Below are 23,887 nucleotides of genomic sequence, written 5' to 3'. Positions count from 1 at the left end.
CGGCGCTGGCGATCTGGGTGACGCCGTCGCGGATACCGCTGATCAGGTCCCGCAGGGTCACGCCCATGCGGCCGATGCCTTGCTGCAACACGCCGAGTTCGTCGCGGCGAGTGACTTTGACGTCCTGGGTCAGGTCGCCGCTGGCAATACGATCGACCACGGTCATGGTGTCGCGCAGCGGGCCGGTGATCTGACGGGTGATGACCACGGCCGCGATCACGCCGACCAGCAACGCCAGCAAGGTGCTGATCAGTTGCAAGGTGCGAGCCTGGGCGCTTTCGATGTCACGACGGTCGATCTGGAACTGATAGAGCTTGTCGCTAAGGTCAACGATGGCGGTGCCCTGGTCGGTCATTTCCTTACGCGCCTGCACGGCATCGGTGCTGGCGGTTTTGTAAGCCATCAAGGCACTGCGGTAGTTGGTCAGCGCGGTGTCCAGTTGACGCAGGGCGTCTTGCTGGGTGTCGGCGAAATGCACGTTCAGCGGCTTCAGGCTGGCGATGGCGGCGTCCAGTTGGCCGATGGCTTTCTGCTCGGTCTCGGCATTGGTGCTGGCGGTGTAGCCGCGCACTTCGTAGCGGGCCAGCATGAACGCTTCCTTGGCCTGGGTGATGGCCTGGAACTGCTCGAAACGCTGATCGCTCAGGGGCATGTCCTGCACGCGGGTGCTGATGGTGTTGATCAGCGTGCTGGCGGACTCGGCGTTGCTGCCCATGGCGTCGCGGGCGCTGTTACCGGTGCGGTAGGCGCTGCGCATTTTGTTCAGGGACGTCTGGTAAGCGGCGATGATCGCGGCCTGCTCTTTGAGCATCTTGACGTTTTCAGGGTTTTTGAATTTACCCAGCAAAGCGGTTTGCTGAGTCACAAAACTGTCGAGGGTGGTCTGGACGTTTTGCGCGGCGGTTTCGTCGCCGTTGGTCAGCATGTATTGCAGGCGCACCACGCGCAGCTTAGTCAGACCGGCATTGAGCTGGGTGATGTCGCTCATCCAGTTGCTGCGGTCAATCAACCCGCCCAGGCTCGTCCAGCCAGTCAGGGCCAAGACGCAGGTCAGTGCCAGGACCAGGCCGAATCCCAGGCCCAGTTTCAGGTTCACGCTGATATTGCCGAACCAGCTATTCATCACAATTCCTCCAGGAACGTTGTGTTTCTTTATCGTCAGTTGGCTGGAAGATTGTTGTTTTTAGGTGCCAGCAAGGTGTGTTGCAGACCTGTATCGGCAGCAATCCCGAGAGCTGAAAGGTTTTTGTCGGACAGATCCTGTAACAAGACTTGTGGCAGGTCTTAAGCTTTTTTTCACATGGGTTTCACCTGCTGGCGACGCCCGACTCTCTACCCTCGCGGCATCTAGTGACAGGTGCGACATGCCGGCGGGGCGGCTTTTTGTGGAATTGAGACTGAGTCTGTTCGGGATAAAACGCTCGATTGATCTGAGCTTTTTTGCCCGTTATCGCAATGCATGGGTGGTGCTCGCCTCGGCGCTGTTGGTCATTCCACTGACCTTCTGGCTGCTGGCGCCCGCCACTGTGCCGGACCTGGCCCATGGGAATGTGGCGGGGGCCAAGGCGCTGATGTCGGGCTGGGCCAAGGGCGACATGATCGTGCTGGTGCGTCACGTCGAGCGTTGCGATCACTCCAAGGCTCCCTGTCTGAGCGGCAACGATGGCATCACTGATCGCTCCCGCGGCGTTGCGGTGGCCGTTGGTTCCCACTTCGAACGCCTGGGCCTGGCCAAGGCAGACATCTACAACAGCCCGATGGTGCGCACGGCACAGACCGCCGGCTACATGTTCAACTCGGTGGGTATGGGTGAAGACTGGTTGATCAGTTGCAAGGGCAGCATGTTGCGCGACGCCCTGGCGCACAAAGTGCCGGGCCGTAACCTGATTCTGGTGACCCATAGCGAGTGCATGACCGAGCTGGAAAAAAGCATGAACGTTGCGACGGACACGCTGGGTTATGGCGCCTCGCTGTTCGTTTCCACCGAAACCCCGCAAGCGCCCTCCATTCTCGGTTACATCGAGGCCTCCGATTGGCGCTCGGTGACGACCCGGTAATTTCTTTGGTTCACATTTCTTTGGCTCAGGACTGACAATGCAGACTGTTTCCCCTTACCGCTTTTATTGGGTGAACTTCGGTATTCCACTGGCTTGCGCGGCGGTGGTGTTCCTGATGTTCGACATGACCAAGATCGACATCGCTTTCAGCAATTTGCTGTTTGATCCGGTCAGCCAGACGTTCCCGCTGGACAAGGTGCACTTCTTTGAAAAGCTCACCCACAAGTGGGCGCGGATCATTCCGAACTGGACGGCGGAAATTGCCTTGATCGGCGCGATGCTGTCGTTTGTCTGGCCGCTGATCAACCCGCAAAAGCGCCCTCGACTTGGCGGTTTCCTGGAGCGCAGCAAGGTCGCACCGGCGCTGCGGTTTGCCCAGGAACACCGGCGGGACTTCCTGTTTGTGGTGTTTGCCTTTGCCATTTGCACGGGCGTGATCCATTTCCTCAAGGCCCACACCAGCGTCTATTGCCCGATTGAAACCACGCTGTATGGCGGCAAACTTGCCCATGTGGAGTGGTACAACAACTTCCAGCTATTCAAGGAAGCGGGGGACGGCCGTTGCTGGCCGGGCGGACATGCCTCGGGCGGGTTCACCATGCTGGCGTTGTACTTCGTGGCTCGTCGTTATCGCTGGCGCTTTTCGAAAACGGTGATGTGGGGCTCGTTGCTGCTCGGTTTCATCTATGGCACCACACGGGTCCTGCAGGGTTGGCACTACATGTCCCACACGTTCTGGGCCGGGATCTTTGTATGGCTGGCATGTTTGCTGACGGCGCTGGCGTTTTACGGGCGGGCGCGGTTGGAAGTGCCGGTGTTGCAGCGGCATGAGCGGGTAGAACGGGTTGTGCAGGCGCAAACTGCTGGCTGATCCGGAATGTCTTGAACGACAAAACCCGCCGACCTCGTGATTGAGGGGGCGGGTTTTTTGTTGTCTGGGAGATTGCCTTCGCGAGCAAGCCCGCTCCCACAGGGGATCGTGTGAACACCACAAATCCCCTGTGGGAGCGGGCTTGCTCGCGAAGAACGATAACGCGGTATCACTCCCCAACGAAGTAATACGGCTGCCGCCCGACCATCATGATCTTCAGCACCTTCAACGGCGCCGCCGGTTCACTTGCCCCGGCCATGACCGCCACGTTAGTTGGTGAAGCCGTCAGAAACGCATGCAGTTGAGCCTCGGTGTCCAACCCCTTGAGCACCCGCTGGGTATAAAACACGCTGGCACCCCCCACCCGCTCATCCGCCTGGAACAGCGCAACGTTTTGCCCATTGGCTTGCAGCGCTTGAATCTGCTCGACCAGAGGCACGAACGACAACTTGCGATCTGCATGGGGCAGCAGCCATTGCGCGCTGATCAGGTAGCAACTCAGCACCACGACCAACAGGTCGCCGATCAAACCGTGCCTGTAACGTGCGATGCGGCCGATCAGGTTCGAAGCGCCTTCGTGACCTTTCAACTTTTCGTACAGCACCTGCGCATATTCAGCCGCGATAACCGCAGCTGCCGGCGCCAGGGACATCAGGTACACCGTGCGCTTGCTCGACGCCAGGGTCAGCATCAGGAACTGCGCCAGTACCCACACGGTGAAAAACAGCAAATACCGATTGGCCATCAGGCTTTTGCGAAAGTGCCACAGCCCCAGGTACACCAGAATGTTCCAGGGCAGGAAGGCCTGTGGCAGTTTGATCAGGTAATAATAAAACGGCTCGTAATGCCCGGCCTCGACGAAGGAACCGCTGAAGCGCCCGACGCTGTTGGTCAGCAGCACTTCCGTAACCGCATGGGCGCCGCCGCGCTGATACAGCACGACGAGCCAGATCAGCAGCGGGATCAAACCCGCCAGCGTCAACAGACCCGGCCGCAGCCAGTCGCCGACCTTCAGGCGTTTGTCCATCAGGCTCTCGGCCAGCAGGAATGTGAAGATCACCACCCCCGGCATCGCCAGGCCCAGCACGCCTTTGCTCAGGGTGGCGATGGAAATCCCGGCGACAAATAACAGCGAATTGCCTACGGTCGAATGCCGCATCCCTTGGAAAAACGCCAGCAACGCCAGGGTCACGCCAAGGGTCAGCAAGCCATCCTCACCGACGCCACGGGTGTTGCTCCAGTAACTGGCCATGGTCGCTAGCATGAACCCCGCCGTCCAGGCCACAGCCTTGGGCCGGCCAAACTGCCGCAGCATCCCGTACAACACCATCACGCTGAACAGCCCGGCAAACGCCGACGCCAGTCGCACGGCCCACGGCGTGCCGCCAAACACCCGGATCGCCCCGGCATCCAGCCACAGGCTCAGGGGCGGTTTTTCCAGGAAGGGTTCGCCAAACAGACGCGGTGTCACCCAGTCATTATCGACGTGCATTTCCATGGCGATCCCGGCGACACGGGCTTCGGTGGAACCTTGCAATTGATGATTGCCCAGGGCGAAGAAAAACAGCAGCGCGGCTAGCAGAAACAGTGAAGGGGCGGCACGTGACATAGGCTTCTGGCTACCGGACAAAGGGACGGGAAGCCCGAGCATACGGGGTGAATACTTAACAAATTGTGAACGGCACGCGAAGTATTACGCGAGCGGTCTGGACCAGCGCTGTTCCGGTGTTTCAAAGCGATCATTGATCAACGCCGTCAGCACATGATCCTGCCAGCGCCCGGCGATGCTCAGATAGGCCTTGGCGTAGCCTTCACGCTCAAATCCCAGGCGTTCCAGCAGCCGCGCACTGCGTTCATTGCCAGGAATGTAATTGGCCATGATCCGGTGCAGTTTCTGCTCATCGAACATGTAGCCGATGCCCGCTTCCAGTGCTTCCTGCATCAAACCCTGGCCTTGATGGGCCTCGTCGATGTGGTAACCGAGATAGCAGGCCTGGAATGCCCCGCGGGTGATGCCACTGAAGTTGCAGGCGCCGATCATCTGGCCGCTGTCCGGATCCAGCAACGCGAAATGCACCGCCAGGCCAGCGGTCAACGCGCTGGCTTGTATTTCGAGGCGCGGGCGGATGCGTTCAGGGCTGTGGTAATCGGCGGGGCGAATCGGTGACCAGCGGGCCAGATGCCGCTGGTTGCGCCGGTAGAAATCGCTTTCCAGCGCCGCCTCTTCAGGGGCGAGTACGGCCAGCGTCAGGCGTTTACAGGGCAGGGTCAGCAGCGGCATGGGCGCTCCGGGTCGCGGGGTCGATGCGCAAGCATTGCGTGGCCAGCGGAAAAACTCAAACCACCAGCGGCAAGGTCACGATAAAGGTGCTGCCCAGGCCATCGCCGTCGCTGATGCCGACGACGGTGCCGCCATGGGCTTCCACCAGTTCACGCACCACGGTCAGGCCAATGCCCAGGCCCGCGCCGTTGAAACCGATGGCATGCACGTCTTGCACAAACGGCTCGAAGATAAACGGCAGGGCCTGGGCGGAAATGCCGATGCCGTCATCGCAAATGCTCATCTCCAGCACGTTTTCCCTGGCCGTGACCGACAGCGTGACATTGCCACCGGGCGGGGTGTATTTGGCGGCGTTGCCCAGCAGGTTGCCGAGGATCTGCGTGAGCCGCACCGGGTCGCCGTCCACCGAGAGCGCGCAGTTGGGCAGTTCGGCGTTGAAGTGCAGGTGTCGGGTGTTCATCACCGGGCTGCACACGTCGATGGCGCCCTGGATGATCTGCACCATGTCGACGATCTCGCAATCGAGGCGCAACTTGCCGGTGCTGGCGCGGGACACATCGAGCAAATCGTCCACCAGCCGCGACATGTGCGCCACCTGGCTTTCGATCAGCGCCTGCATGCGTGGCAGCTCTTCGCTGGGCACCCGCACCAGGCGGCCGGCGATCATGCTGATGGGCGTCAGCGGGTTGCGCAGTTCATGGGCAACCAGCGTGAGGATGTTGCGTTGCTGCGCCAGGGTGTGTTCCGCCGAAGCTTGCAGGTTTTGCGCACTGAGCGCCGCGATCACCAATTGGGCGTTGGCCTCGCGCATCTCCAGGAACAGCCGTTGTTCTTCTTTCGAACGCTGGGGTTTTTCTGCATCCGTTTGCGCCAGCAGAATCGCCAGCACCAACTGCTGATTGGCTTCCACCAGTTGTTCGATTTGCTGGGCGTCCACCAAGCGGTTGTTGGTGTCGTTCAGTTCTTTTTGCAGCGCCGACAGTACCGCGCGAGCCTCGACAGTTTTCTGGCCGAGCAGGAACAACTCGCGAGCAGCCGTAGCCATCGCTTGTGCGTTCGTGCCATTGGCCTCTGTCATGATCCTGGCTTACACCTTGTCTTTGCTGCGCTGCCGGGTCGGCCGGCCGCCGAGTAGTCCTTCCTGGTCCGGCAACATCTCGCCGATCTGCAGGCCGTTATCGTCGATGCGGTACAGGCGCAGCTCATCGGAGTGAGCACTGGCGCGCACCTTGACCACCGCCATGATGCGCAAAAGACGGCTCTCTACTTCAATGTAGCGCTGAACGATGATCGCGTCGGTCAGGAACGCCGTGCCGTAAGGGCTGAAACGCAGGTCGGTGTAGCGGTCTTCCAGCTCCGAAGTCATCAGGACGCTGACCCCGGCGCCAGTCAGCGCGGTGACCATGCGCGACAGCGACTCGCGGAAGTCGTCGCGGAAGGTCGGTGCCAGTGCCAGCTCGAAGCCTGACAACGAATCGATTACCACGCGGGTGGCTTTCAGTCGGCTGATTTCGCTGAGCAGCAACTGGACGATTTCGTCGATGGACAGGTCCGGCGCGCGGCTGTCCACCAGGCCAACCTGACCGTTCTGAATCAAACCGGCCAACGTGGCGTTTTGCGAATGGTTGGGCCGTTGTTCGAACACCGCGATCACACCGGTTTCACCGTTGCGCGCGCCTTCGGCGAGGAAGGTTGCTGCCAGGATGCTTTTGCCCGAGCCCGACGGCCCGGCCACCAGCAACGAATAACCCCGTGGCAGACCGCCGCCGAGCATGTCGTCAAGCTGCGGCACGCCCATTTTCAGGCGCTTGATCGGGAACTCCAGCGGTGCTTCAACCGGGTTCAGCGGGGCGGGCGCGAAGACCTTGATCCCGGACGTGGCGATACGGAAGGTGTGCAGCCCCGGCAATGTCGGCTGGCCGCGCATCTTCATGATTTCCATCTTGCGCACCATCGAGTTGCGCTCGACGCTCTGGCGCAGCCAGATCAGGCCGTCGGCCACGGTGAAGATCGGGTTGGTGTCGGTTTCGGTGAAATATTCGCCAATCAGGAAGGTCGTCGCCTGCCAGGTGGTCATCAACATGCCCAGTTGCTGAACGAACTGCGGCAGGTTGTTATTGGGGTTGTCCTGGGTCTGGCTGGCCAGGACCACGGAGCGGAACGAATCGACAAACACCAGCGACGGCGAGTGCGCCTCGACCTCGCTGACGATGCGTCGCAGCACTTCGTCCAGATCCCCGGCCAGGGTATCGTCGGCCAGGTTGACGTAGCGAATCGACTGGTTGATCGCTTCGTTGTCGAAAAAGTCGAATTGCTGCTGATAGCGCAGCATCTTCAGCGGCGGCTCGCCGAGTACGGTAAAGAACAATGCCGGGCGTTCAGGCGTCGCCAGGGCAAACATCATCTGATGCGCCAGGGTGGTTTTGCCGCAGCCAGGAGGGCCGGCGATCAGGTTGAACGAAAACTCCGGCAAACCTCCGCCCAGCACCTCGTCCAGGCCTGGCACGCCGGTGGCCAGACGGTTGATAGTCACTTTGGTGCTCATGGCAAAGTTTCCTGCGAAGGGGTGTCGCTCAAAGAAGGTTCCCACCAGCCACGAAGCAAACGTGCGGTGAGCGAGGGCCCGATCAGCGTGGTCAGCAACTCGTAAAACGTAGTCAGCAGCACTTCACCGAAAAACAGCGCATCGACTTCGTTTTGCTCGACGAGTACGGATTTGAGGGCAATCAGATCCAGCGCGGCCTGGACACTGCCAAAGGTGTCGGCCAGACGCGGATGGTTGGAAGCGCACAGATGAAGGCTGCGACGGTAGAGCGCGACTACCCCTTGCTGGCCGATGATCGGCGTCAGGGCTGCGTTCATATCCTGCAAGGTGGCAATGATCGCCTGGGCAATCCTTGCGGTGTCAGCGTTGGGACCAACACGGTGCGCCAGAGAAGCTACGATCTGGCGGCTCTCTTCGCTCAGCGTGGACATGGCTAACTGATATCTGATTGACAGACCTTGATGGTACACCCTATGAGGAGGTGGGACGTGATTTGCGTCAACGATAAAATCAAGCCCCGCAAACAGGGGCTTTCAAGCATGGCCTACTGCTCCTACCTCTATCGGGGGCCAATCGACAGGCAAAAAAAAGCCCGCGGGAGGGCGGGCAAACCGTAGTTTCTTGAATGAGCGAGGGCAATGTACCGGTTGGCGCGGGGCGATTGGGTGAAGAAAAATTCATCTGCGTTAACGTCCGGCCAATAGCGGCCTCTAGGGCAAATGATCCGCCGCAAAATCCGCCTCCGAACGCGCCCGCAAGCGACCCTTGCGACATGCCTGCTGGAAGCGCTCGAAGTCCTGCTCGTTTTGCTTGGTATAGCCTTGGGCGTACTTGAAGAGCGCATCGGCCAGCGCGTCGCTTTTGCCGATGTAGCCGCTGATCTGTGCCGCTTGTCCCGAGGATTTTGCGTGGGCCCGGGCCAGGGCGCGGCCACAGGTGCGTCCGTAGGCGGCGAAGGTTGCTGCATCGAATGTCTCGATCTCCGCCGAGACTTTCATGTCGCGTAGTTGGCGCACGTAAAAGTGTCGACCGCTGGGCCCGGTGGTCCAGCCGAGGAACAGGTCGCTGGCCGATTGCATCAGCCGCTGGCCGTTCACCACACGCTGGCCGTTGTGCTGCACCCGCAACTTGGTCTTGACGTAACCGGCGAGCACCGAGCGTCGCGCTTCCTTGAATTGCAGGAACAACGGGTTCTCCTGTTCGTCAGTCAGCAGGGCCACCAGGCAACGGGTGCCGACACTGCCCACGCCCACCACTTTGAACGCCATGTCGTGGGCATGAAACCGTGATAAAAGCTCACGACGGTCCGCTTGCAGCGTGGCCCGATAGTCACCCATGAACGTGTCGTAAAGCGGCTTCCAGTCCGAGAGACGCAGCCAGTCATCATCGGCATCCAGCAGCGTCGTGGTGGTGTGCAGGTGGAAAATTTCCGGCAAGTCATCGCGAATCGTCAGGCGACCATTGGCATCACGCTCGCATATTTTTGGCAGCAACTCGGCGTGGGTGCGGCGCTCGGCTTTCTCGATGGCTCGTTCCACGTGTTCCAGGGTGGCTTTGCTCGCTTGCTCCAGTAAATCGTCGTAGCTGATGGATTCGTACCAGGTTTCCAGCGCGCTTTGTTCGGCGCACTCGGTCATGGTCTTCTGATAGGCCGCGACCACTTGGCGGCAGACGTCTTCCTCGACCGTTTCACCATGACGCAGATCCCGCGCCGCAATCAGAAAACTCGCCACCAATCTTTTAAGATCCCATTCCCACGGCCCCGGGTGCGCCTCATCGAAGTCGTTGACGCTGAACAACAGATTGCGCTCAGGCGTGGCAAAACCACCGAAGTTCATCAGGTGACTGTCGCCACAGATCGGCGAAATCAGGCCCATGCTGGACGTGCCCGCCAGGTCATGGGCCTGGAGCAGGGCGTTGCCGCGATAGAAGGTGAACGGGGAAACCAGCATGCGCCCGTAGCGCAACTCGACCAGCGATTTTATCCGGCCCTCGCTGGACGCCTTGATCAGCGGCAACGGGTCACGGTCGATATTGCCCAGGGCCGACTGGGTGTTGCGGGGGCAGGTTTTTCGCGCGTCCTTGCCTTGTTTGAGACGGTCTTTGAGGGTGGTCATGGGGGCTCATTCGGTCCGCGTTGGGGGGCGTATGCGGAGTGAGTGTAGAAGGGGCTCGGGTTGACGTCGTAATCGTTGAAATGAAAAAAGCCCGGTTGAGGCCGGGCTTTACATCTTTATCTGATCAAACTTTCCGTGTGCGGGGCATTTCCACGGCACGCGAAAGGCGGCTCCGCCGCGGATCAACTCGGCTTGATTCATGATCGCGGGCCACCAACGCACCAGGTTGGGGCCTTGTTCCAATAGGATTCGTTCCCCCAGTGCTTGGCCAGGCAGAAAATAGGTAGTCCGCATTCGCGGAACGCTCTCTTTTCGATATCACCTTTTGTAAATTTTTCTTGAGAAATGACAGCCCATCCGCCTTCATCGCTTAGCGTTGAAATCCACTCGATATCTGTGGTGCCCTGCGGGAATTTATCTTTTAAAGGCAGTACCGAATGCCCTTCGGCGTGAGCTCTAGTCAGTTCATTCAACGCACGGGCCAAGGCGGGTGGCAGATTATTATCCAATAGGAACTTCAAGCCGCCATGCTCTGCTCAAAACGTACGGCTGCCTCAACTGAGGAAGTGGGGATCTCATATAGAAGAGCTACACGCTTGATATTCTGACCTTCAGTTTTATAAGCACCAAAAATAGCTGCCGTGTCGATTCCCACGGTAGTGAGAACGGGCTTCCCGAAATTTCTGGAGGGATCTAGAACAATGGCCTTACTGCGTGTTACCGGATACCAACGTTGAGCATCACCTGATCCGGTGTAATCGATGCCTTCATATAACGAAGGCTTGATGACTTGCTCAAACGCGTACTGCCGCTTGACCAGGTCCAGAAGCGCCTCATCTCCCGTTTCACTCAAAACAGTCGCAAAGATGCTTCGGCCATCGGTTTGAAAGCGCTTGCAGGTAAATGGGTACGCTTGGTTAAACATTTCTTTGGCTTGTTGCGAGGCGCTGCGGATAGCTTGCAGGCTGACGCCATGTTGCCGAAAGGCATGAACGAAAGGAATTTCCAGTAAGTCATGAAAGCCAAGAACGCGCTCATCAACATCTGCGAGCTCCGAGTTCCAAAGTCCTGGGTGCTGAACGCCATGAGTCGTGTAGCCGAATAGCCACCGGCGTATATCGGTAGATGGAATACCGGTGTACAGCGAGGCCTCTGCGGGTGTGTACAAGCCAATACCGACAAGGCGGCTGGGCGATTTGATGTTTTGCATCAGGCCTCCTTGTCGGTAGGTAATCCAGTGGTTGGGATTCTGGTCGTAAGGATGCACTCAAGCAACCTGTCCAGGACGAACAGCTGTTTTGTTTGCACAGAGTAGGTTTGAAACCTGAGTCGCACAATCAGCTTTGAGTCGTCACAGCTTGCAGGAAATTTCCGAAAAAGCTGTCCTATAAGCCGCTCGGTTTTGCCCGTGTGAGTGCTCGGCAGAAAGTTACAGTTTGTGAAACCTTCTGTTGAGTCCTCGGGCTGGCGATGTCACGTATACGGAACATCGCTAGCCGCTCAAATACAAAGGCACCCGGAATAATCTCGCCAGGTGCCTTTTATTGGTTGATGAACCGTTCATTTGACTAGCGAGTGCGCCCACTCAGTCTCAGACCGGTTTGATATCGGACTCAGACGCTTCGATGTTTGCCAGCAATTGATTGAGCGACAATTCTGCCGAAACAGCCAGTCGATGAATCGCATAGGCGACGCTGCGATGCGGCTCTTCGAGCTGGGTGATCAGATCGGAAGCGATAGACGTCGCCAAGGCCACGTTCTCGCTGGCGAAAGCGAGCAGGGTACGCGTGTCGATATCCGGGTTGATGACGTAAATATTTCGCATCGGAACAGAGGGTCTGGGGTTGTTCCGGCGAGCACTTCGATAGTGTTCGACGGCTGCGGTGAGTTGGTCCAGATCGAGGGTGTCCGAACCTGGAAAGTTCGGGTTTTTAATCAAGGTCAGGCGGGGCTTTTTCATGGAAGAACTCCGGAAGGTTGGGGATCCCACGCTTTACGGCTGGTCAAACCGTTCGCCGGGTTGCAACACAAATCGGAGGTTATCTTCTCGGGCGGTTGCTCGATACTTCATGGAGTTCGACACAACTTGAGGGAAATGTCCTAGGACGTGCTGGGTAGGACTTACAAATCACTCGACCTCACCACATGCCCGAAATGATGCTCCCAAAGCCGCACTCCCAACCCACCCGTGCGATCCAGTGATGACCCCACTGTCAGGTCCGTAATCAACGTTGGCTGCAGCCCCGCATCGAATAACGCAAACCCGGCCGCCAGGCAGCACGTCTCGGTCTGTAATCCGCAGACCAACACCCGATCCACCTTCAGGCTTTTCAGATATTCGATGGTTTCCGGCGTCGGCGCATAGCCGTGCTTGATGAAGATGCGATCGGCCTGGATCAGGCTGTCGTCGTCCGGAGCGGGGTGCCAGCCGAGTTGTTTCTGGAAGGGGGTTTTCGCTTCATCGTGGCGTTCGACGGTGGCGACGCTGGGCAGGGTGCCGATCAGTTTCTGGATGCCGGCGACAAGCCACTGGGGCGGGGCGAAGCTGGGTTGGACGTCGATGATGAGGAGAGCTTGATGCATGGGCTTTTCCTGGAAAGGTCACGGCGACGGAGATCGCCTCGCAGTCGGGCTGTCGTCGTCAGGGTTGGGAAACAGATGCTCGGCGGCAAAGTCCACGAATACACGAATTTTCGGTGAAAGATGACGACTGGACGGCCACAACGCCCAGAACTGCCCTTGATCATCGCTGTGCCCGTCGAGGATTGTTTCCAGGCGCCCCTGGGCGATCGCTTCGCGGGCCAGGAAGTCGGGGACAAAGGCGATACCGTGCCCATCCACTACCGCCATCAGCATGGCTTCCATATTGTTCAATGTCAGGGCGGTCGGCAGGCGCAACGGTGTGGAGGGGAGGGCTGACGACACACTCCAGTCCATGATTTTGCCCGTGGTGACGAATCGGTAACGCAAGCACTCGTGCTGCTCGAGGTCCGTGACGGTAACGGGCCGCCCCTTGCGCTGCAGATAGTCAGGCGAAGCGCACAGGACAAACTTGAAGGGCCCCAGTTTGCGTGCCATCAGCTTGGAGTCGGCCTGGCCGCCGCTGCGAATCACCACGTCAAAGCCTTCATCGATCACATCCACTAACTGGTCGTTGAAGTCCAGTTCGAGCTCGATCTCCGGATAGGTTTTGCGGAACCGCGCCATATGGGGCAAGAGGAAGCGATAACCGATGGTGGGCAAGCTGACGCGTAGCTTTCCACGGGGTTCCTGCGTGGCATGGGAAAGCATCGCCCGGGCATCTTGAAGGTCATCGAGGATCTTTCGGCAGCGTTCATAGAACAGCTGTCCTTCCGCCGTCAGGCTGACTTTGCGGGTGCTGCGGTGCAATAACCGCACATTCAGCGAAGCCTCGAGCTTGGCGACGTTTTTGCCCACCGCCGAGGCCGAAATCCCCAACGCCCTGGCGGCGCTGATGAAGCTCAGCGCTTCGGCCGTTTTGACGAATGAGATCACTCCACTAAGACTGTCCACTGATCGATTACATCCTTTTGGTTCACTATAAGTGGAATAAAAGCCCGTTTATCTTCGATTGTATCCTAACTAGAGTGTACGAACGATCGCGCGCCTAGGCCTGGACAGCACGGAAACTTCTTAGATAAGCAGGGAATGACTTCATGAACTCAGCCACCGAACCGCTGCCGACCCACGGCCAATACTCCATTTTGGCGGCCATTTGCCTGGCAGCCCTGGTATTACCCATGAGCTTTACCGGCGGGGCCGTGGCCACGCCGTTCATTGGTCAAACCTTTGATGCCCAGCCCACGGAACTGGCCTGGATCACTAATGCCTTCATGCTCAGCTTCGGCAGCCTGCTGATGGCTGCCGGCACCCTCGCGGACCTCTACGGACGCAAGCGCCTGTTCATGTGTGGCATGGCGCTGTTTGCGGTGGTGTCGACCTTGCTGGCGGTGGTGCCCGACATCGTTTGGCTGGACCTGTTGCGCGGCGTGCAGGGCATTGCCGCGGCGGCGGCCTTGGCCAGCGGTTCGGCGGCGCTGGCGCAGGAGTTTGATGGGCATGCCAGGACTCGTGCCTTCAGCCTTCTGGGCACCACGTTCGGGGTTGGCCTGGCCTTCGGTCCGTTGCTATCTGGGTTGCTGATCGAGTACATGGGCTGGCGCTCGATTTTTCTTTGCACTGCCCTGATCGCCATCCTGTCCTTGATATTTGCCCTGCCGAAAATGCGTGAAAGCCGCGACCCTCAGGCACAGCGTCTGGATACGCTCGGTGTGTTGACGTTTTCCGGCCTGTTGATCACGTTCACCACGGCGGTCATCCTCGCACCTGAGCAAGGCTGGGGCTCACCGGTCATCCATTGGCTGTTGGCTGCATCGGCGGTCTTTTTACTGCTGTTTATCGTTGTCGAAAATCGGGCCAGGCATCCGATGCTCGAATTGGGGTTGTTTCTGTATCCGCGCTTTGTCGGGGTACAGATCCTGCCGATCGGCACCTGCTATTGCTACATCGTCCTCATCGTATTGCTGCCGTTTCGGTTTATCGGCGTGGAAGGTGCCAGCGCCTTTGAAGCGGGGTTGATGATGTTGGCACTTTCCGCGCCGATGCTGGTTGTCCCGATCATGGCTGCGTCGCTGACTCGCTGGTTGTCGGCGGGCATTCTGTGCGCGATCGGTTTTGTGATCGCCGCGGCCGGGCTCTACTGGTTGAGTGTGATCCCGGTCGGTGCGCACGGGCAGATCATCGCCGCCATGCTGGTGACCGGTATCGGCACCGGCCTGCCTTGGGGCTTGATGGATGGTTTGTCGATCAGCGTGATTCCCAAGGAGCGGGCCGGGATGGCCGCCGGTATTTTCAACACGACGCGGGTGGCCAGCGAAGGTGTCGCCCTGGCCATCACGGTTGCGGTGCTGACGGCCCTGGTCGCCCATCACCTGAGCATCAGCGCCCCGGCCGGCCTGTCAGCCGCGGACTATTCGACTATCGCGCAGCGTCTGGTGATGGGGGATATCCAGCACGCGAGCAGCGACGCCGGCCAAATCCCGCTGACGATGTTGCGTTCGGCGTATACCGCAGGGTTCAACACGTTGTTGCAACTGTTGGCGATGTTCACGCTGTTCACTGCGGCTGTGGTCTTTCTATTCCTGGGACGCCAAAGCGAAGTCCGCGTCGGCGCCGAATCCGCGCCCGATGCCGTACGTCTCTCATCGGATACCTGAAAGCCGCTCTGGAGCCATGCCTGATGTCGCCCAACACTCACTTTACGCCGCTGATCCTGGCGGGCATTGCCTTGCTGTGCGGCTTGTCAGTGGCCAATGTTTACTTCAACCAGGCGCTGCTGCCGGTCTTCGCCAATGCCCTGCACGCCGAGGCCGGACAGACCAGTTGGATCGCGACTGCCTCGCAGATGGGTTATGCCTTGGGGATGTTGCTGATCGTCCCGTTGGGCGACAGAGTGGCGCCCTTGCGACTCTGTCGCCTATTGCTGGTGTGGACCTCCATCCTGTTAGTGCTGGCAAGCCAGGCCACCCAGCTGTCATTCCTGGCAGGCGCCAGTTTCCTGCTCTGCATGGGCACCTGCATCCCGCAGGTGTTGCTCCCGTATCTCGCCGGGCTGGCCACCGCCGGCGAACGCAGCCGTGTCATCGCCTGGGTACAAACCGGTCTGGTCATCGGCATCCTGCTGTCCCGGGCTATCGCCGGATGGTTGGCCGATCACCTTGGTTGGCAGTCGGTCTATTGGGTGGCGGCTTCTGCCATGTTGCTGTGTGCGCTGGCGCTGCCGAGCATTCTGCCCCGGCGCCATACGCCAGGGGTGTCCGTTGCCTACGGCCGATTGTTGAGCTCGATGCTGCATCTGTTCTGGCATGAGCCGCTGCTGCGGCTGTCCTGCGCCCTGGGCGCGGCGGTCTTTGCCGCGTTCAGTGCGTTCTGGTCGGTCATCGCTTTTAAATTGATGGCACCGCCCTACAGCATGAACGCCGCCGACGTGGGGGTGTTCAGTTTGTGGGGCGCCCTCGCGACCCTGCTGACGCCCGCCGCCGGCAAGCTGTGTGAACGCTTCGGCACCGTTGCTATCAGCATCGCCTCTATCTTGCTCTGCGGCTTGAGTTTCGCCTTGACGATCACCTGGGCCAATACCTTCATCGTATTGCTGGTGTGCGCCAACCTGCTCAGCTTCGCCCTGCAATTGGGCCAGGTGGCCAATCAGACGCGTATTTTTTCCCTGAGGCCGGAAAGTCGCAGTCGATTGAACACGGTTTATATGGTCTGCAACTTTTGTGGTGGAGCGTTCGGCAGCGCCATGGGAGGGTATCTCTGGCAGCGTTTCGGCTGGACCGGATGCGCATTATTAGGATTGCTGTGCGCCGGGTTGGCGATGGTTGCCTTGTTGGCGATTCTTAGACCGCGTCCAGAACAACTTTCAATCACCCAGCCATTGAATGACTGAACAACCACGTTCGTAACTTGCTGTTCCCCTCCTGTACCGATTAGTTGTATTGGTTAGCCATGCCAATACAACCTTCCTCGCTTTGCTTGATTCCTCCCTTCGTTCAAATCGCCCAACTCGTGTCCTATCAATTCATTGGCTGTTCACGCAAATGACGTATTTGGTGTGGTCGGACCTTGGACTTATAGTTCAGACAGTTGAGCCTAAAACGCTCAACCGCTTCGAAACACCCTGAAATACAATTGCCCACAGCAAACAGATTTTCCGTAAAAACCAGACAGACTCCAACTTGGCAGAAAAGTCAGGGCATTCGTTAGTTCCCTGAGCTTCTTTTAATCTCTCAAACAAGGAGTCTTCGATGACTGTCATCGACTCTGAAAAAGTGTGTATTTTCATACCCTTCGCCGGGGGCAGCGGCTTGTCCTTTGAAACATTGCGGCGTGCGGTAGGCACGTGCATGCCCGTGATGGGTGTTACTTACAAAGGCCGTTATCAAAAGAATGTGACACAGGCACCGGACACTGTTGATGCAATGGCGAATGAAGTCATTACACTTATCGACAGCCTGGGGGCACGCGAGGTCATTATTTTTGGCTACAGCCTTGGCGCCATCGTTGCTTACGAAGTTGCCCGGCGCCAACACGAATTTGCTCCTCGATTGACCCGTCTGGTGGTTGCAGCGTGTCGTGCGCCGCAACTTTTCAACTGCGCACAAGTGACACTCGACGATTCTGAAGACGTATTCGTTCAAACCGTTTCGAAGTTTGGCGCTATTCCGGATTTCATGCTCAAACACTCGGCGGCGAAGAATCGCATGCTGCCTTCCCTTATCAAAGACTTCCAGGCTGCCGCCCTATATCGCCACGTTCCCGGTGATCAACTGGGCGTCCCCATGCTGGTTCTGGGCGGCCGTGAAGACCCGTTTGCGCCGGTCCAGGATGTTATGGCCTGGAGGGAGCATAGCCACAATTTTGTTCGGCTGGCGTTTTTTGAGGGAAACCATTTTTTCCTCACCCAGCATATTCCTGCCATCACCCAAATGATTACCGAAGCCGACAGCCCCGCAACATTCCTGTCTGTTTCATCTCCCTACCTGGATACATCAGTACGCATATAAAGGTGAAAAAATGGAAGAACTCAGTGTTTCAAATAGCGCATCTTCGTGCCCGTTTTCCGGACTTTCCTCGCTCAACATCAATAAGCAGGAAGCGCCCAGGCATTACATTGTGGTGGGTGACCGAATCAAAAGTCAGTGCAACGACAATATCTTTATTTCGGTGACTGCCGCCGAAGAAATGGTGACCCGACTTAATCGCGAAGAACAGTTGACCCTGCATGTCGGCCAAGGCATTACCGATGATCAACTCAATACCCTGTACGGGTTCAAGGCGGATCAGTCACCGACCCTGAATATTCTTCCCGAACATCGTCGCCCCCGTGCTTCTTCAACGGCTACCCATAAGTTGAAGAGTCATAACATTGCCATTTCCACACCGGGGGAAAACGGCAATGGTACTTACTCGGCCTCGCTGATGATCGATGATGCGAATGCGGAACTAAGCGATCATCTTACCGGCCAACATGTTTCCGGAATGATGGTCATCGAGGCCGCTCGCCAAATGACTATCGCCGTCGCAGAAGCGTATTACGTGACACCGTCGGCCAAAGGCAAAGTCAACTTTGTCACTAACAAAATGGACGTCACTTATACGGACTTCCTGTTGCCGATACACACGGAAATCCTGTGTATTCCCATTGAGCTACGCCGCTCTGGTGCCTCGAATTTCCGTTTCAGCTGCCGTTTGGAATTCAAGCAGCAAGGTCAGTGCCTGGCGTCACTCGGCTTTGAACTATCGGTCATTGACTCGCGCTACTTCCAACTCAAGGAAGCGCAACTTCTTCACCAATTCGTCAAGCGTCTCGCCTGATTTCACTTTGAAAGGAATCCCCTATGAAAGAGCAAATTCTCGGCATCATTTACAACGCGATTGAAAACGAAAACCACAGTCTTGCCCAACCCATCAGCCTGGAAAAAGGCGAAGACACGGCCCTCTATGGTGCTGGCGGCGTCCTCGATTCGATGAGCCTGGTGTCCATCGTGATTGATGTCGAGCAGATGATCGAGGAACAACTCGGGGTCAGGATGACGCTGGTCAACGACAGCGCCATGTCCCCCAAGCGCAGCCCGTTCCAGTCGGTCAACACCTTCGCCAACTACATTCTAGAGCTCAATGCACAGGTGTCCCATGACCGATAACGCGCCTGTCACGCTGATCACGGGAACGCGCAAGGGCATCGGCCGGCATCTTGCCGAGTACTACCTTGCCCAAGGCCATCGTGTGATCGGCTGTAGCCGTTCGTCCAGCGACCTGAGCCATCCGCGCTATGACCACTTTATCGCCGACGTGGCCGATGAACAGGCCATCAGCGAATTGATGAAGCATGTGCGCGGCTCCTGCGGTCGGCTGGATCACCTGATCAACAACGCCGGGATCGCTAGCATGAACCACTCATTGCTGACGCCTTACAAGACCGCGCAAAACATCATGCAAACCAACGTGCTGGGCACGTTCCTGCTTAGCCGTGAGGCGGCAAAGCTCATGCGCGCCGGGCGTCAGGGACGCATTGTGAATTTTTCCACCGTGGCCAAGCCGTTGAAGCTGGAAGGCGAAGCGCTGTATGCCGCGTCCAAGGCTGCCGTGGAAACCCTGACCTGCGTGATGGCCAAGGAGCTGGCCAGTTTTGGCATCACCGTCAATGCGGTAGGCCCCACGCCGATTGATACCGATCTGACGCGGGTCATTCCCGCACAAAAAATGAAAGACCTGTTGGCACAGCAATCGCTGAAGCGCTTTGGCACCTTCGACGATGTGACCAACGTGACGGACTTCTTCCTGTCGCCGCGCAGCACCTTCATCACTGGCCAAGTCGTGTATCTCGGCGGCCTCTAACTCATGCTTTTGCAAAAGGACTTCACCATGAACCTGGACGCCATCAAGAAAGAACTGGCAGAACTTCTGGAACTGCGCGAATCGGAACTTCAAGTTGATGTATTGCTGGCCCCCCTCAGCAATTGGGATTCATTGACCAAGGTCACGCTGCTGGGTATGTTGAACGACCAGTTCGGTTTTGCCTTGAGCCCCGCCGTCCTCGACGAGGTTGAAACCATCGGTGAGCTGTTCGATGCCATCCAGGCCGATGTGGCTGACGCTCGCGTCAGTGAGCCCTCGTGAGCGCGTCTATCGAGGGGGTGTCGATCCGCGCGGTGTCGGCCGCCATACCCCAGGATGTGATGACCCTGGCCGATTTCGCCCCGTTGTTCGGTGAAAAAGAAGTGCAGCGGATTGCCAAGAGCACCGGTATCCATCAAGTGCGGGTGGCCAACCGGCTGTCGACGGTGGATCTGTGTGCCGCCGCTGCCCAGGCGTTGTTCGATGCGGCGGACATCGATCCCGCCAGCATCGATGGCCTGGTGCTCGTCACGCAAACGCCCGACAGCCTGATGCCGGCCAGCAGCGCCATCCTGGCCGATCGCCTGGGGTTGAAGAAAGCGCTGGCAGCCTTCGATCTCAACTTTGGCTGTTCCGGCTACATCTATGGCCTGTTTCAGGCGGCCATGCTGATCAAGGCCGGTGGCTGCCGCCGGGTGCTGGTGTGTACAGGCGATGTGATCAGCAAATTGCTCAACCCTGAAGACCGGCACGTGCGGCTGGTCTTCGGCGATGCCGCGACCTGCACATTGCTGGAACGTGGCGATCAGACGCTCGGATTTGCGTTCAACACCGATGGTGCCGGCGCGCAATACCTCAACACCACGCTGGATTACACGCCCAACGCCACCAGTCAGGTACAGGCCGCCGGCCTTCATATGGACGGCGGCCAAGTGATGAACTTTGCCCTGGAGAAAGTGCCGTCGGCGATCAACGCTTTCATGCGCGACGAAGGTCTCGACCCCGACCGTGTGCCGTTCTTCCTGCTGCACCAGGCCAACAAATTCATGCTCGATTACCTGGCCAAGAAGCTCGGCATTGCGCCGGCCAAAGTCCCCATTGAAGTGGCTGACGTGGGCAACACCGGCCCCTCGTCGATCCCGCTGATGATCTGCAAGCGCAACCACCGCGAAGACTTGCGGCAAGACAACCTGATCGCCTGTGGTTTTGGCGTCGGGCTGTCGATCGGCATTGCCCATTTGTCGCTGCGCGATGCCCAAATCATCGCCCCCGTAGAAGTACCTGCTCTCCCTAATTGATCTGACATTCAAGGAAAGATGACGATGACTATCCAAGCAATCTGGTTCGACTTCGGCGGTGTGCTGTCGCCTTCCATTGACGAGCTGTACCGCGTCTACCAGGAAAATACCGGCATCAGCCGCGTCCAGATGGAAGCCGCCATGCACGCGGTGGCCAAGCCGCTGAACGCGCAATTCCAGGCGCCCATCGAGCTGGCAATGATGACTCAGATTGAATGGGGGCAGGGCATGAGCAAGGCGCTGGCCGAGTTGTATCCGGGCATTGATTTGAGCCGCTGCGATTTCGATAACCATGGCGAGCAGTGGTTTTCCCCGCACAACGTCAACCAGCACATGTTCGAGCTCTTCCATGAAGTGAAAGCGGCCGGCGTGAAAGCCTGCATCCTCACCAACAACGTGGTGGAGTGGGAAACACCTTGGCGGCGCATGGTGGGCCTGGATGATGTGGCTGACAGCATCGTCGATTCCTGCAAAGTCAAACTGCGCAAACCGGACCCGAAAATCTTTGCGCTGGCGGCCGAGCAGATCGGCGTCCCCGCCGCCGGTTGTGTGCTGATCGACGATGTCGAAGAAAACTGCGAAGCCGCGCGTGCCGCCGGTTGGCACGCCATTCTGTTTGTCGACAGCCTGGAGACTCAGCACGCCGTGCGCGCACTTATCGGCACGGCACAGCCTCGTGCGCAGGCAGGTGCCCGATGAATATGCGCGTCCATCCCAGCGTGCTGGATATCCCCAACCTCGACGCGGTGCCCTATTACCAAACCGTGGGTTGGGAAGGGCAACTGCCTCAAATCAGGTTGCCCAGCGGCCACGTCGCCACTCACCTGACCGGATACGCGGATTGCAAGGCGTTCCTGGCCGACCCGAGCATCAGTCGAACCCTGTGTAACATCGAAAACGGTCCGACCTTTCTTCCCGGTCCAACCCAGCCGGAACTGTTGCTCAACCTGGACAATCCAGCCCACATGCGTTCCCGGGCGACCGTCACGCGCGCTTTCAGCAAGCGCGGGCTGGAAAGTGTGCGTCAACACGTGACCACGGTGACCGTCGACAGCATCGAGCAGATGCGCAACGGCGTGACGCCGCCGGACCTGTTCGCCTCGGTGCTGGAGCGCCTGACGTCATCGACGGTGTGTCACATCCTTGGTATCCCCGAAGAAGACCGTCTGCTGTTCCGGCCCTGGAGCCAGATGATTCAATCGGCGCCGCCGGACGATATCGTCGGCATCGAAACGGCGGTCAACGCCAGTTTCGATTACATGATGGATTTCGTGCAGGGGCGCCGGGAGGCGCATCAGGACGGCTTTATTCGCCAATACGTCGACCAGCGTCACACCCTGGAAGACCCGCTGAGCGACCGAGAGTTTGTCGGCGTGCTGCTGGGAATTCTGCTGGGGGGCGACCATAACGCCCTGAGTGTGATGACCAAAAGTCTCTATACCTTGCTGTGCGCGCCATCGCTCTGGCAGTACGTCCGGGAAAACCCTGATCGAGCGCCGCAATTGATCGAAGAGCTGATTCGACTGATTCCCATCGGCAAGCTATCGGCGTTCCCCCGGATGACCACCCAGGCCCTGCAAACCAGCCGCGGGGTGATTGCCGCGAACACCACAGTGTACGCCAACGTGTTCCTCGCCAATCGCGACCCCAGCGTGTTCAGCGCACCGCTGCTGATCAATCCCGACCGCCAGGACAAAGCCGCGCACATGCAATTCGGCCATGGCATCCACAGCTGCATGGGCCCGGCGCTGGCACGCCTGGAAATCGCCACCGTGCTGTCGACCCTGGTGCAGGCATTACCCGACCTGGAACTGGCGTGTGACCCGTCGTCGATCCGCTGGATCAACGGCACGGTACTGCGCCGCCCCGACGAACTGCCCGTGCGCTTCTGAAGCCATTTCAATCAAGGGAATAAGCCATGATCTTTAAACCGCTGATAAACGGATTTGCGCAGTTTTCGAACCAGATCTTTCTGAATGACCCTGAGCAGTCCTACACCTACGCCCAGTTGAGCGACGAGATCGCTGCTCAACTGGATTGGCTGGCCGCCAATGACGTGCCCAGGCAAGCAGTGATTTTCATGAGCGGCGACTTTTCGTTCGCAGGCATCGCGCTGTTCCTGGCGCTGTACCAGAACGGCCACATCATTGCCCTCAACACTGCTGAAAACCCGGCGGAAATTCAAAACAAGCAGGCGGCGGCAAACCCCGAGTTTGTGATCGATATCGACAGCCGCCAGATCCGGCCTTGCGTACGCGCTCAAGGTCCGGAAAACCCAATGATCGGCGAGCTTAAAAAACAAGGGCATGCCGGCCTGATTCTATTCAGCAGCGGCACCACCGGCACACCCAAGGCGATGTTGCATGACCTTGATCGGCTGGTGGGCGAGTTCTCTGAAAAGCGCTCTCGTCGCCTCGATATCTTTCTGTTTCTGCTCTTCGATCATATCGGCGGCATCAATACGCTGTTGAACATACTGTCCATTGGCGGAACGGCAACGGTCGCGGCCAGCAAAACCCCGGACACCGTGGCCCGACTGATTGAAAAACACCGCATTACCGTGCTGCCGACCTCGCCGACATTCCTGAACCTGATGCTGATCAACCAGGTGTTCGACACCTTCAACTTCAGCAGCTTGCGCATGATTACCTACGGCACGGAGCCCATGCCGGAGAGCTTGTTGCTCAAACTGCGCGAGCGCCTGCCACGGGTAAAATTCCTGCAGACCTTCGGCACCAGCGAGACGGGCATTATCAACACCAGCTCGTTATCGTCCGATAGCCTGTATATGCGCTTTCAGGAAGGTTCAAGTGAACACAAGATTGTCGATGGTGAGCTCTGGCTGCGTAGCGCGACGCAAGTCATGGGCTACCTGAACCACTCGATGGACAGCTTCACCGAGGATGGCTGGTTCAAGACCGGCGACCTGGTGGAGGTCAATGCCGAGGGTTACCTGAAAATCCTCGGTCGCAGCAAGGAGATCATTAACGTCGGTGGCGAGAAGGTTTACCCCGCGGAGGTTGAGTCCGTGCTGCTGCGCCATCCACAGGTACGTGATTGCAAGGCGTACGGCGAGGCCAATGGCTTGACCGGACAATTCGTCGCGGCGCACATCGTCCTGGACAGCGACTACGGGGACTCGACGGCGTCGGTGCTGCGCGATATCCGGCACTTTGCCCGTCGGCTGATGGACGCCTACAAGGTGCCCGTACGCTTGAAATCGGTGGAGGCTATCCAGTATTCGACGCGCTTCAAAAAGCTGTTGATCGACTGAGTGTGCTGCATGCCCTGAAGGCGC

The 23,887-nt window shown here is 58.4% G+C and carries 23 protein-coding genes and 2 pseudogenes; 13 read left to right on the top strand and 12 right to left on the bottom strand.

Features of this window, described 5'->3' with window-relative positions; all coding sequences use genetic code 11:
- Window positions 1–109: 109 nt before the first annotated feature.
- Window positions 110–988: pseudogene (locus ACIQY3_RS31075) on the bottom strand (methyl-accepting chemotaxis protein); the annotation flags it as partial.
- 397 nt (window positions 989–1,385) lie between these two features.
- Here ACIQY3_RS31075 and ACIQY3_RS31070 point away from each other — a divergent pair.
- Together ACIQY3_RS31070 and ACIQY3_RS31065 are read left to right on the top strand one after the other, a co-directional pair.
- Window positions 1,386–2,057, top strand: coding sequence for a histidine phosphatase family protein (locus ACIQY3_RS31070; protein ID WP_403027652.1), 672 nt, complete (start codon window positions 1,386–1,388; stop codon window positions 2,055–2,057).
- Between the two features lie 37 nt (window positions 2,058–2,094).
- Window positions 2,095–2,928, top strand: a complete 834-nt coding sequence (locus tag ACIQY3_RS31065) for a phosphatase PAP2 family protein (RefSeq protein WP_403027649.1) — start codon at window positions 2,095–2,097, stop codon at window positions 2,926–2,928.
- Between the two features lie 169 nt (window positions 2,929–3,097).
- On the opposite strand, the gene ACIQY3_RS31060 is transcribed toward ACIQY3_RS31065, so the two are convergent.
- The 11 genes and pseudogenes from ACIQY3_RS31060 to ACIQY3_RS31010 form a co-directional block, all read right to left on the bottom strand.
- The gene (locus ACIQY3_RS31060) at window positions 3,098–4,537 is read right to left on the bottom strand and encodes an ArnT family glycosyltransferase (protein ID WP_403027646.1); all 1,440 of its coding nucleotides are present in this window, start codon (window positions 4,535–4,537) and stop codon (window positions 3,098–3,100) included.
- Between the two features lie 84 nt (window positions 4,538–4,621).
- Window positions 4,622–5,209 (bottom strand): ribosomal protein S5-alanine N-acetyltransferase, encoded by a 588-nt coding sequence (gene rimJ / locus ACIQY3_RS31055; protein ID WP_403027642.1) that lies wholly within the window; start codon window positions 5,207–5,209, stop codon window positions 4,622–4,624.
- 55 nt (window positions 5,210–5,264) lie between these two features.
- On the bottom strand, window positions 5,265–6,287 hold the full coding sequence (locus tag ACIQY3_RS31050; RefSeq protein ID WP_403027640.1) for a sensor histidine kinase: 1,023 nt from the start codon (window positions 6,285–6,287) through the stop codon (window positions 5,265–5,267).
- 9 nt (window positions 6,288–6,296) lie between these two features.
- Window positions 6,297–7,754: an RAD55 family ATPase gene (locus ACIQY3_RS31045; protein ID WP_403027637.1), complete on the bottom strand. Its 1,458-nt coding sequence runs from the start codon at window positions 7,752–7,754 to the stop codon at window positions 6,297–6,299.
- On the bottom strand, window positions 7,751–8,185 hold the full coding sequence (locus ACIQY3_RS31040) for a hypothetical protein (protein ID WP_403027634.1): 435 nt from the start codon (window positions 8,183–8,185) through the stop codon (window positions 7,751–7,753). Before ACIQY3_RS31040 ends, ACIQY3_RS31045 begins: the two co-directional genes overlap by 4 nt.
- A gap of 279 nt (window positions 8,186–8,464) precedes the next feature.
- Window positions 8,465–9,871 carry a DUF2252 domain-containing protein gene (locus ACIQY3_RS31035; protein ID WP_403027630.1) on the bottom strand — a complete coding sequence of 469 codons (1,407 nt, stop codon included), beginning with the start codon at window positions 9,869–9,871 and terminating at the stop codon, window positions 8,465–8,467.
- Between the two features lie 108 nt (window positions 9,872–9,979).
- Window positions 9,980–10,392: pseudogene (locus ACIQY3_RS31030) on the bottom strand (hypothetical protein).
- Window positions 10,389–11,081 carry a DUF433 domain-containing protein gene (locus tag ACIQY3_RS31025; protein ID WP_403027627.1) on the bottom strand — a complete coding sequence of 231 codons (693 nt, stop codon included), beginning with the start codon at window positions 11,079–11,081 and terminating at the stop codon, window positions 10,389–10,391. Before ACIQY3_RS31025 ends, ACIQY3_RS31030 begins: the two are co-directional and overlap by 4 nt.
- 381 nt (window positions 11,082–11,462) lie before the next feature.
- Entirely contained in the window at window positions 11,463–11,831 is a 369-nt protein-coding gene (locus ACIQY3_RS31020; protein ID WP_403027624.1) for a DUF6124 family protein, read from the bottom strand.
- 161 nt (window positions 11,832–11,992) lie between these two features.
- Window positions 11,993–12,454, bottom strand: a complete 462-nt coding sequence (locus ACIQY3_RS31015; RefSeq protein WP_403027621.1) for an isochorismatase family protein — start codon at window positions 12,452–12,454, stop codon at window positions 11,993–11,995.
- 18 nt (window positions 12,455–12,472) lie between these two features.
- Window positions 12,473–13,405, bottom strand: a complete 933-nt coding sequence (locus ACIQY3_RS31010) for a LysR substrate-binding domain-containing protein (protein WP_403027620.1) — start codon at window positions 13,403–13,405, stop codon at window positions 12,473–12,475.
- 143 nt (window positions 13,406–13,548) lie between these two features.
- Here ACIQY3_RS31010 and ACIQY3_RS31005 point away from each other — a divergent pair, with 143 nt between their 5' ends.
- The 11 genes from ACIQY3_RS31005 (at window position 13,549) to ACIQY3_RS30955 (ending at window position 23,863) form a co-directional block, all read left to right on the top strand.
- A complete protein-coding gene (locus tag ACIQY3_RS31005; protein ID WP_403027617.1) occupies window positions 13,549–15,108 on the top strand; it encodes an MFS transporter in 1,560 nt (519 codons plus the stop codon).
- Window positions 15,109–15,131: 23 nt separating this feature from the next.
- On the top strand, window positions 15,132–16,340 hold the full coding sequence (locus ACIQY3_RS31000) for an MFS transporter (protein ID WP_403027615.1): 1,209 nt from the start codon (window positions 15,132–15,134) through the stop codon (window positions 16,338–16,340).
- A 358-nt stretch (window positions 16,341–16,698) separates the two neighbouring features.
- A complete protein-coding gene (locus ACIQY3_RS30995; protein WP_403027613.1) occupies window positions 16,699–17,457 on the top strand; it encodes a thioesterase II family protein in 759 nt (252 codons plus the stop codon).
- Between the two features lie 10 nt (window positions 17,458–17,467).
- Entirely contained in the window at window positions 17,468–18,268 is an 801-nt protein-coding gene (locus tag ACIQY3_RS30990) for an AfsA-related hotdog domain-containing protein (protein WP_403027611.1), read from the top strand.
- 23 nt (window positions 18,269–18,291) lie between these two features.
- Window positions 18,292–18,597, top strand: a complete 306-nt coding sequence (locus ACIQY3_RS30985; RefSeq protein WP_403027608.1) for a hypothetical protein — start codon at window positions 18,292–18,294, stop codon at window positions 18,595–18,597.
- Complete coding sequence (locus tag ACIQY3_RS30980) at window positions 18,587–19,291, top strand: SDR family NAD(P)-dependent oxidoreductase (protein WP_403027605.1); 705 nt, start codon at window positions 18,587–18,589, stop codon at window positions 19,289–19,291. The genes ACIQY3_RS30985 and ACIQY3_RS30980 overlap by 11 nt, the downstream gene beginning before the upstream one ends.
- 27 nt (window positions 19,292–19,318) lie before the next feature.
- Window positions 19,319–19,573: an acyl carrier protein gene (locus ACIQY3_RS30975; protein WP_403027602.1), complete on the top strand. Its 255-nt coding sequence runs from the start codon at window positions 19,319–19,321 to the stop codon at window positions 19,571–19,573.
- Entirely contained in the window at window positions 19,570–20,589 is a 1,020-nt protein-coding gene (locus tag ACIQY3_RS30970) for a 3-oxoacyl-ACP synthase III family protein (protein WP_403027599.1), read from the top strand. The genes ACIQY3_RS30975 and ACIQY3_RS30970 overlap by 4 nt, the downstream gene beginning before the upstream one ends.
- Window positions 20,590–20,613: 24 nt before the next feature.
- Window positions 20,614–21,288 (top strand): HAD family hydrolase, encoded by a 675-nt coding sequence (locus ACIQY3_RS30965; protein WP_403027596.1) that lies wholly within the window; start codon window positions 20,614–20,616, stop codon window positions 21,286–21,288.
- Window positions 21,285–22,481: a cytochrome P450 gene (locus tag ACIQY3_RS30960; protein ID WP_403027593.1), complete on the top strand. Its 1,197-nt coding sequence runs from the start codon at window positions 21,285–21,287 to the stop codon at window positions 22,479–22,481. The genes ACIQY3_RS30965 and ACIQY3_RS30960 overlap by 4 nt, the downstream gene beginning before the upstream one ends.
- A 26-nt stretch (window positions 22,482–22,507) precedes the next feature.
- Window positions 22,508–23,863: a fatty acid--CoA ligase family protein gene (locus ACIQY3_RS30955; protein WP_403027590.1), complete on the top strand. Its 1,356-nt coding sequence runs from the start codon at window positions 22,508–22,510 to the stop codon at window positions 23,861–23,863.
- Window positions 23,864–23,887: the final 24 nt, after the last annotated feature.

Origin of the sequence: Pseudomonas sp. NPDC096950 (assembly GCF_044762525.1) — a bacterium.
Classification (GTDB): Bacteria; Pseudomonadota; Gammaproteobacteria; order Pseudomonadales; family Pseudomonadaceae; genus Aquipseudomonas.
Note: the sequence above shows the minus strand (reverse complement) of the source record. Positions and strands in the feature narration are given on the sequence as shown.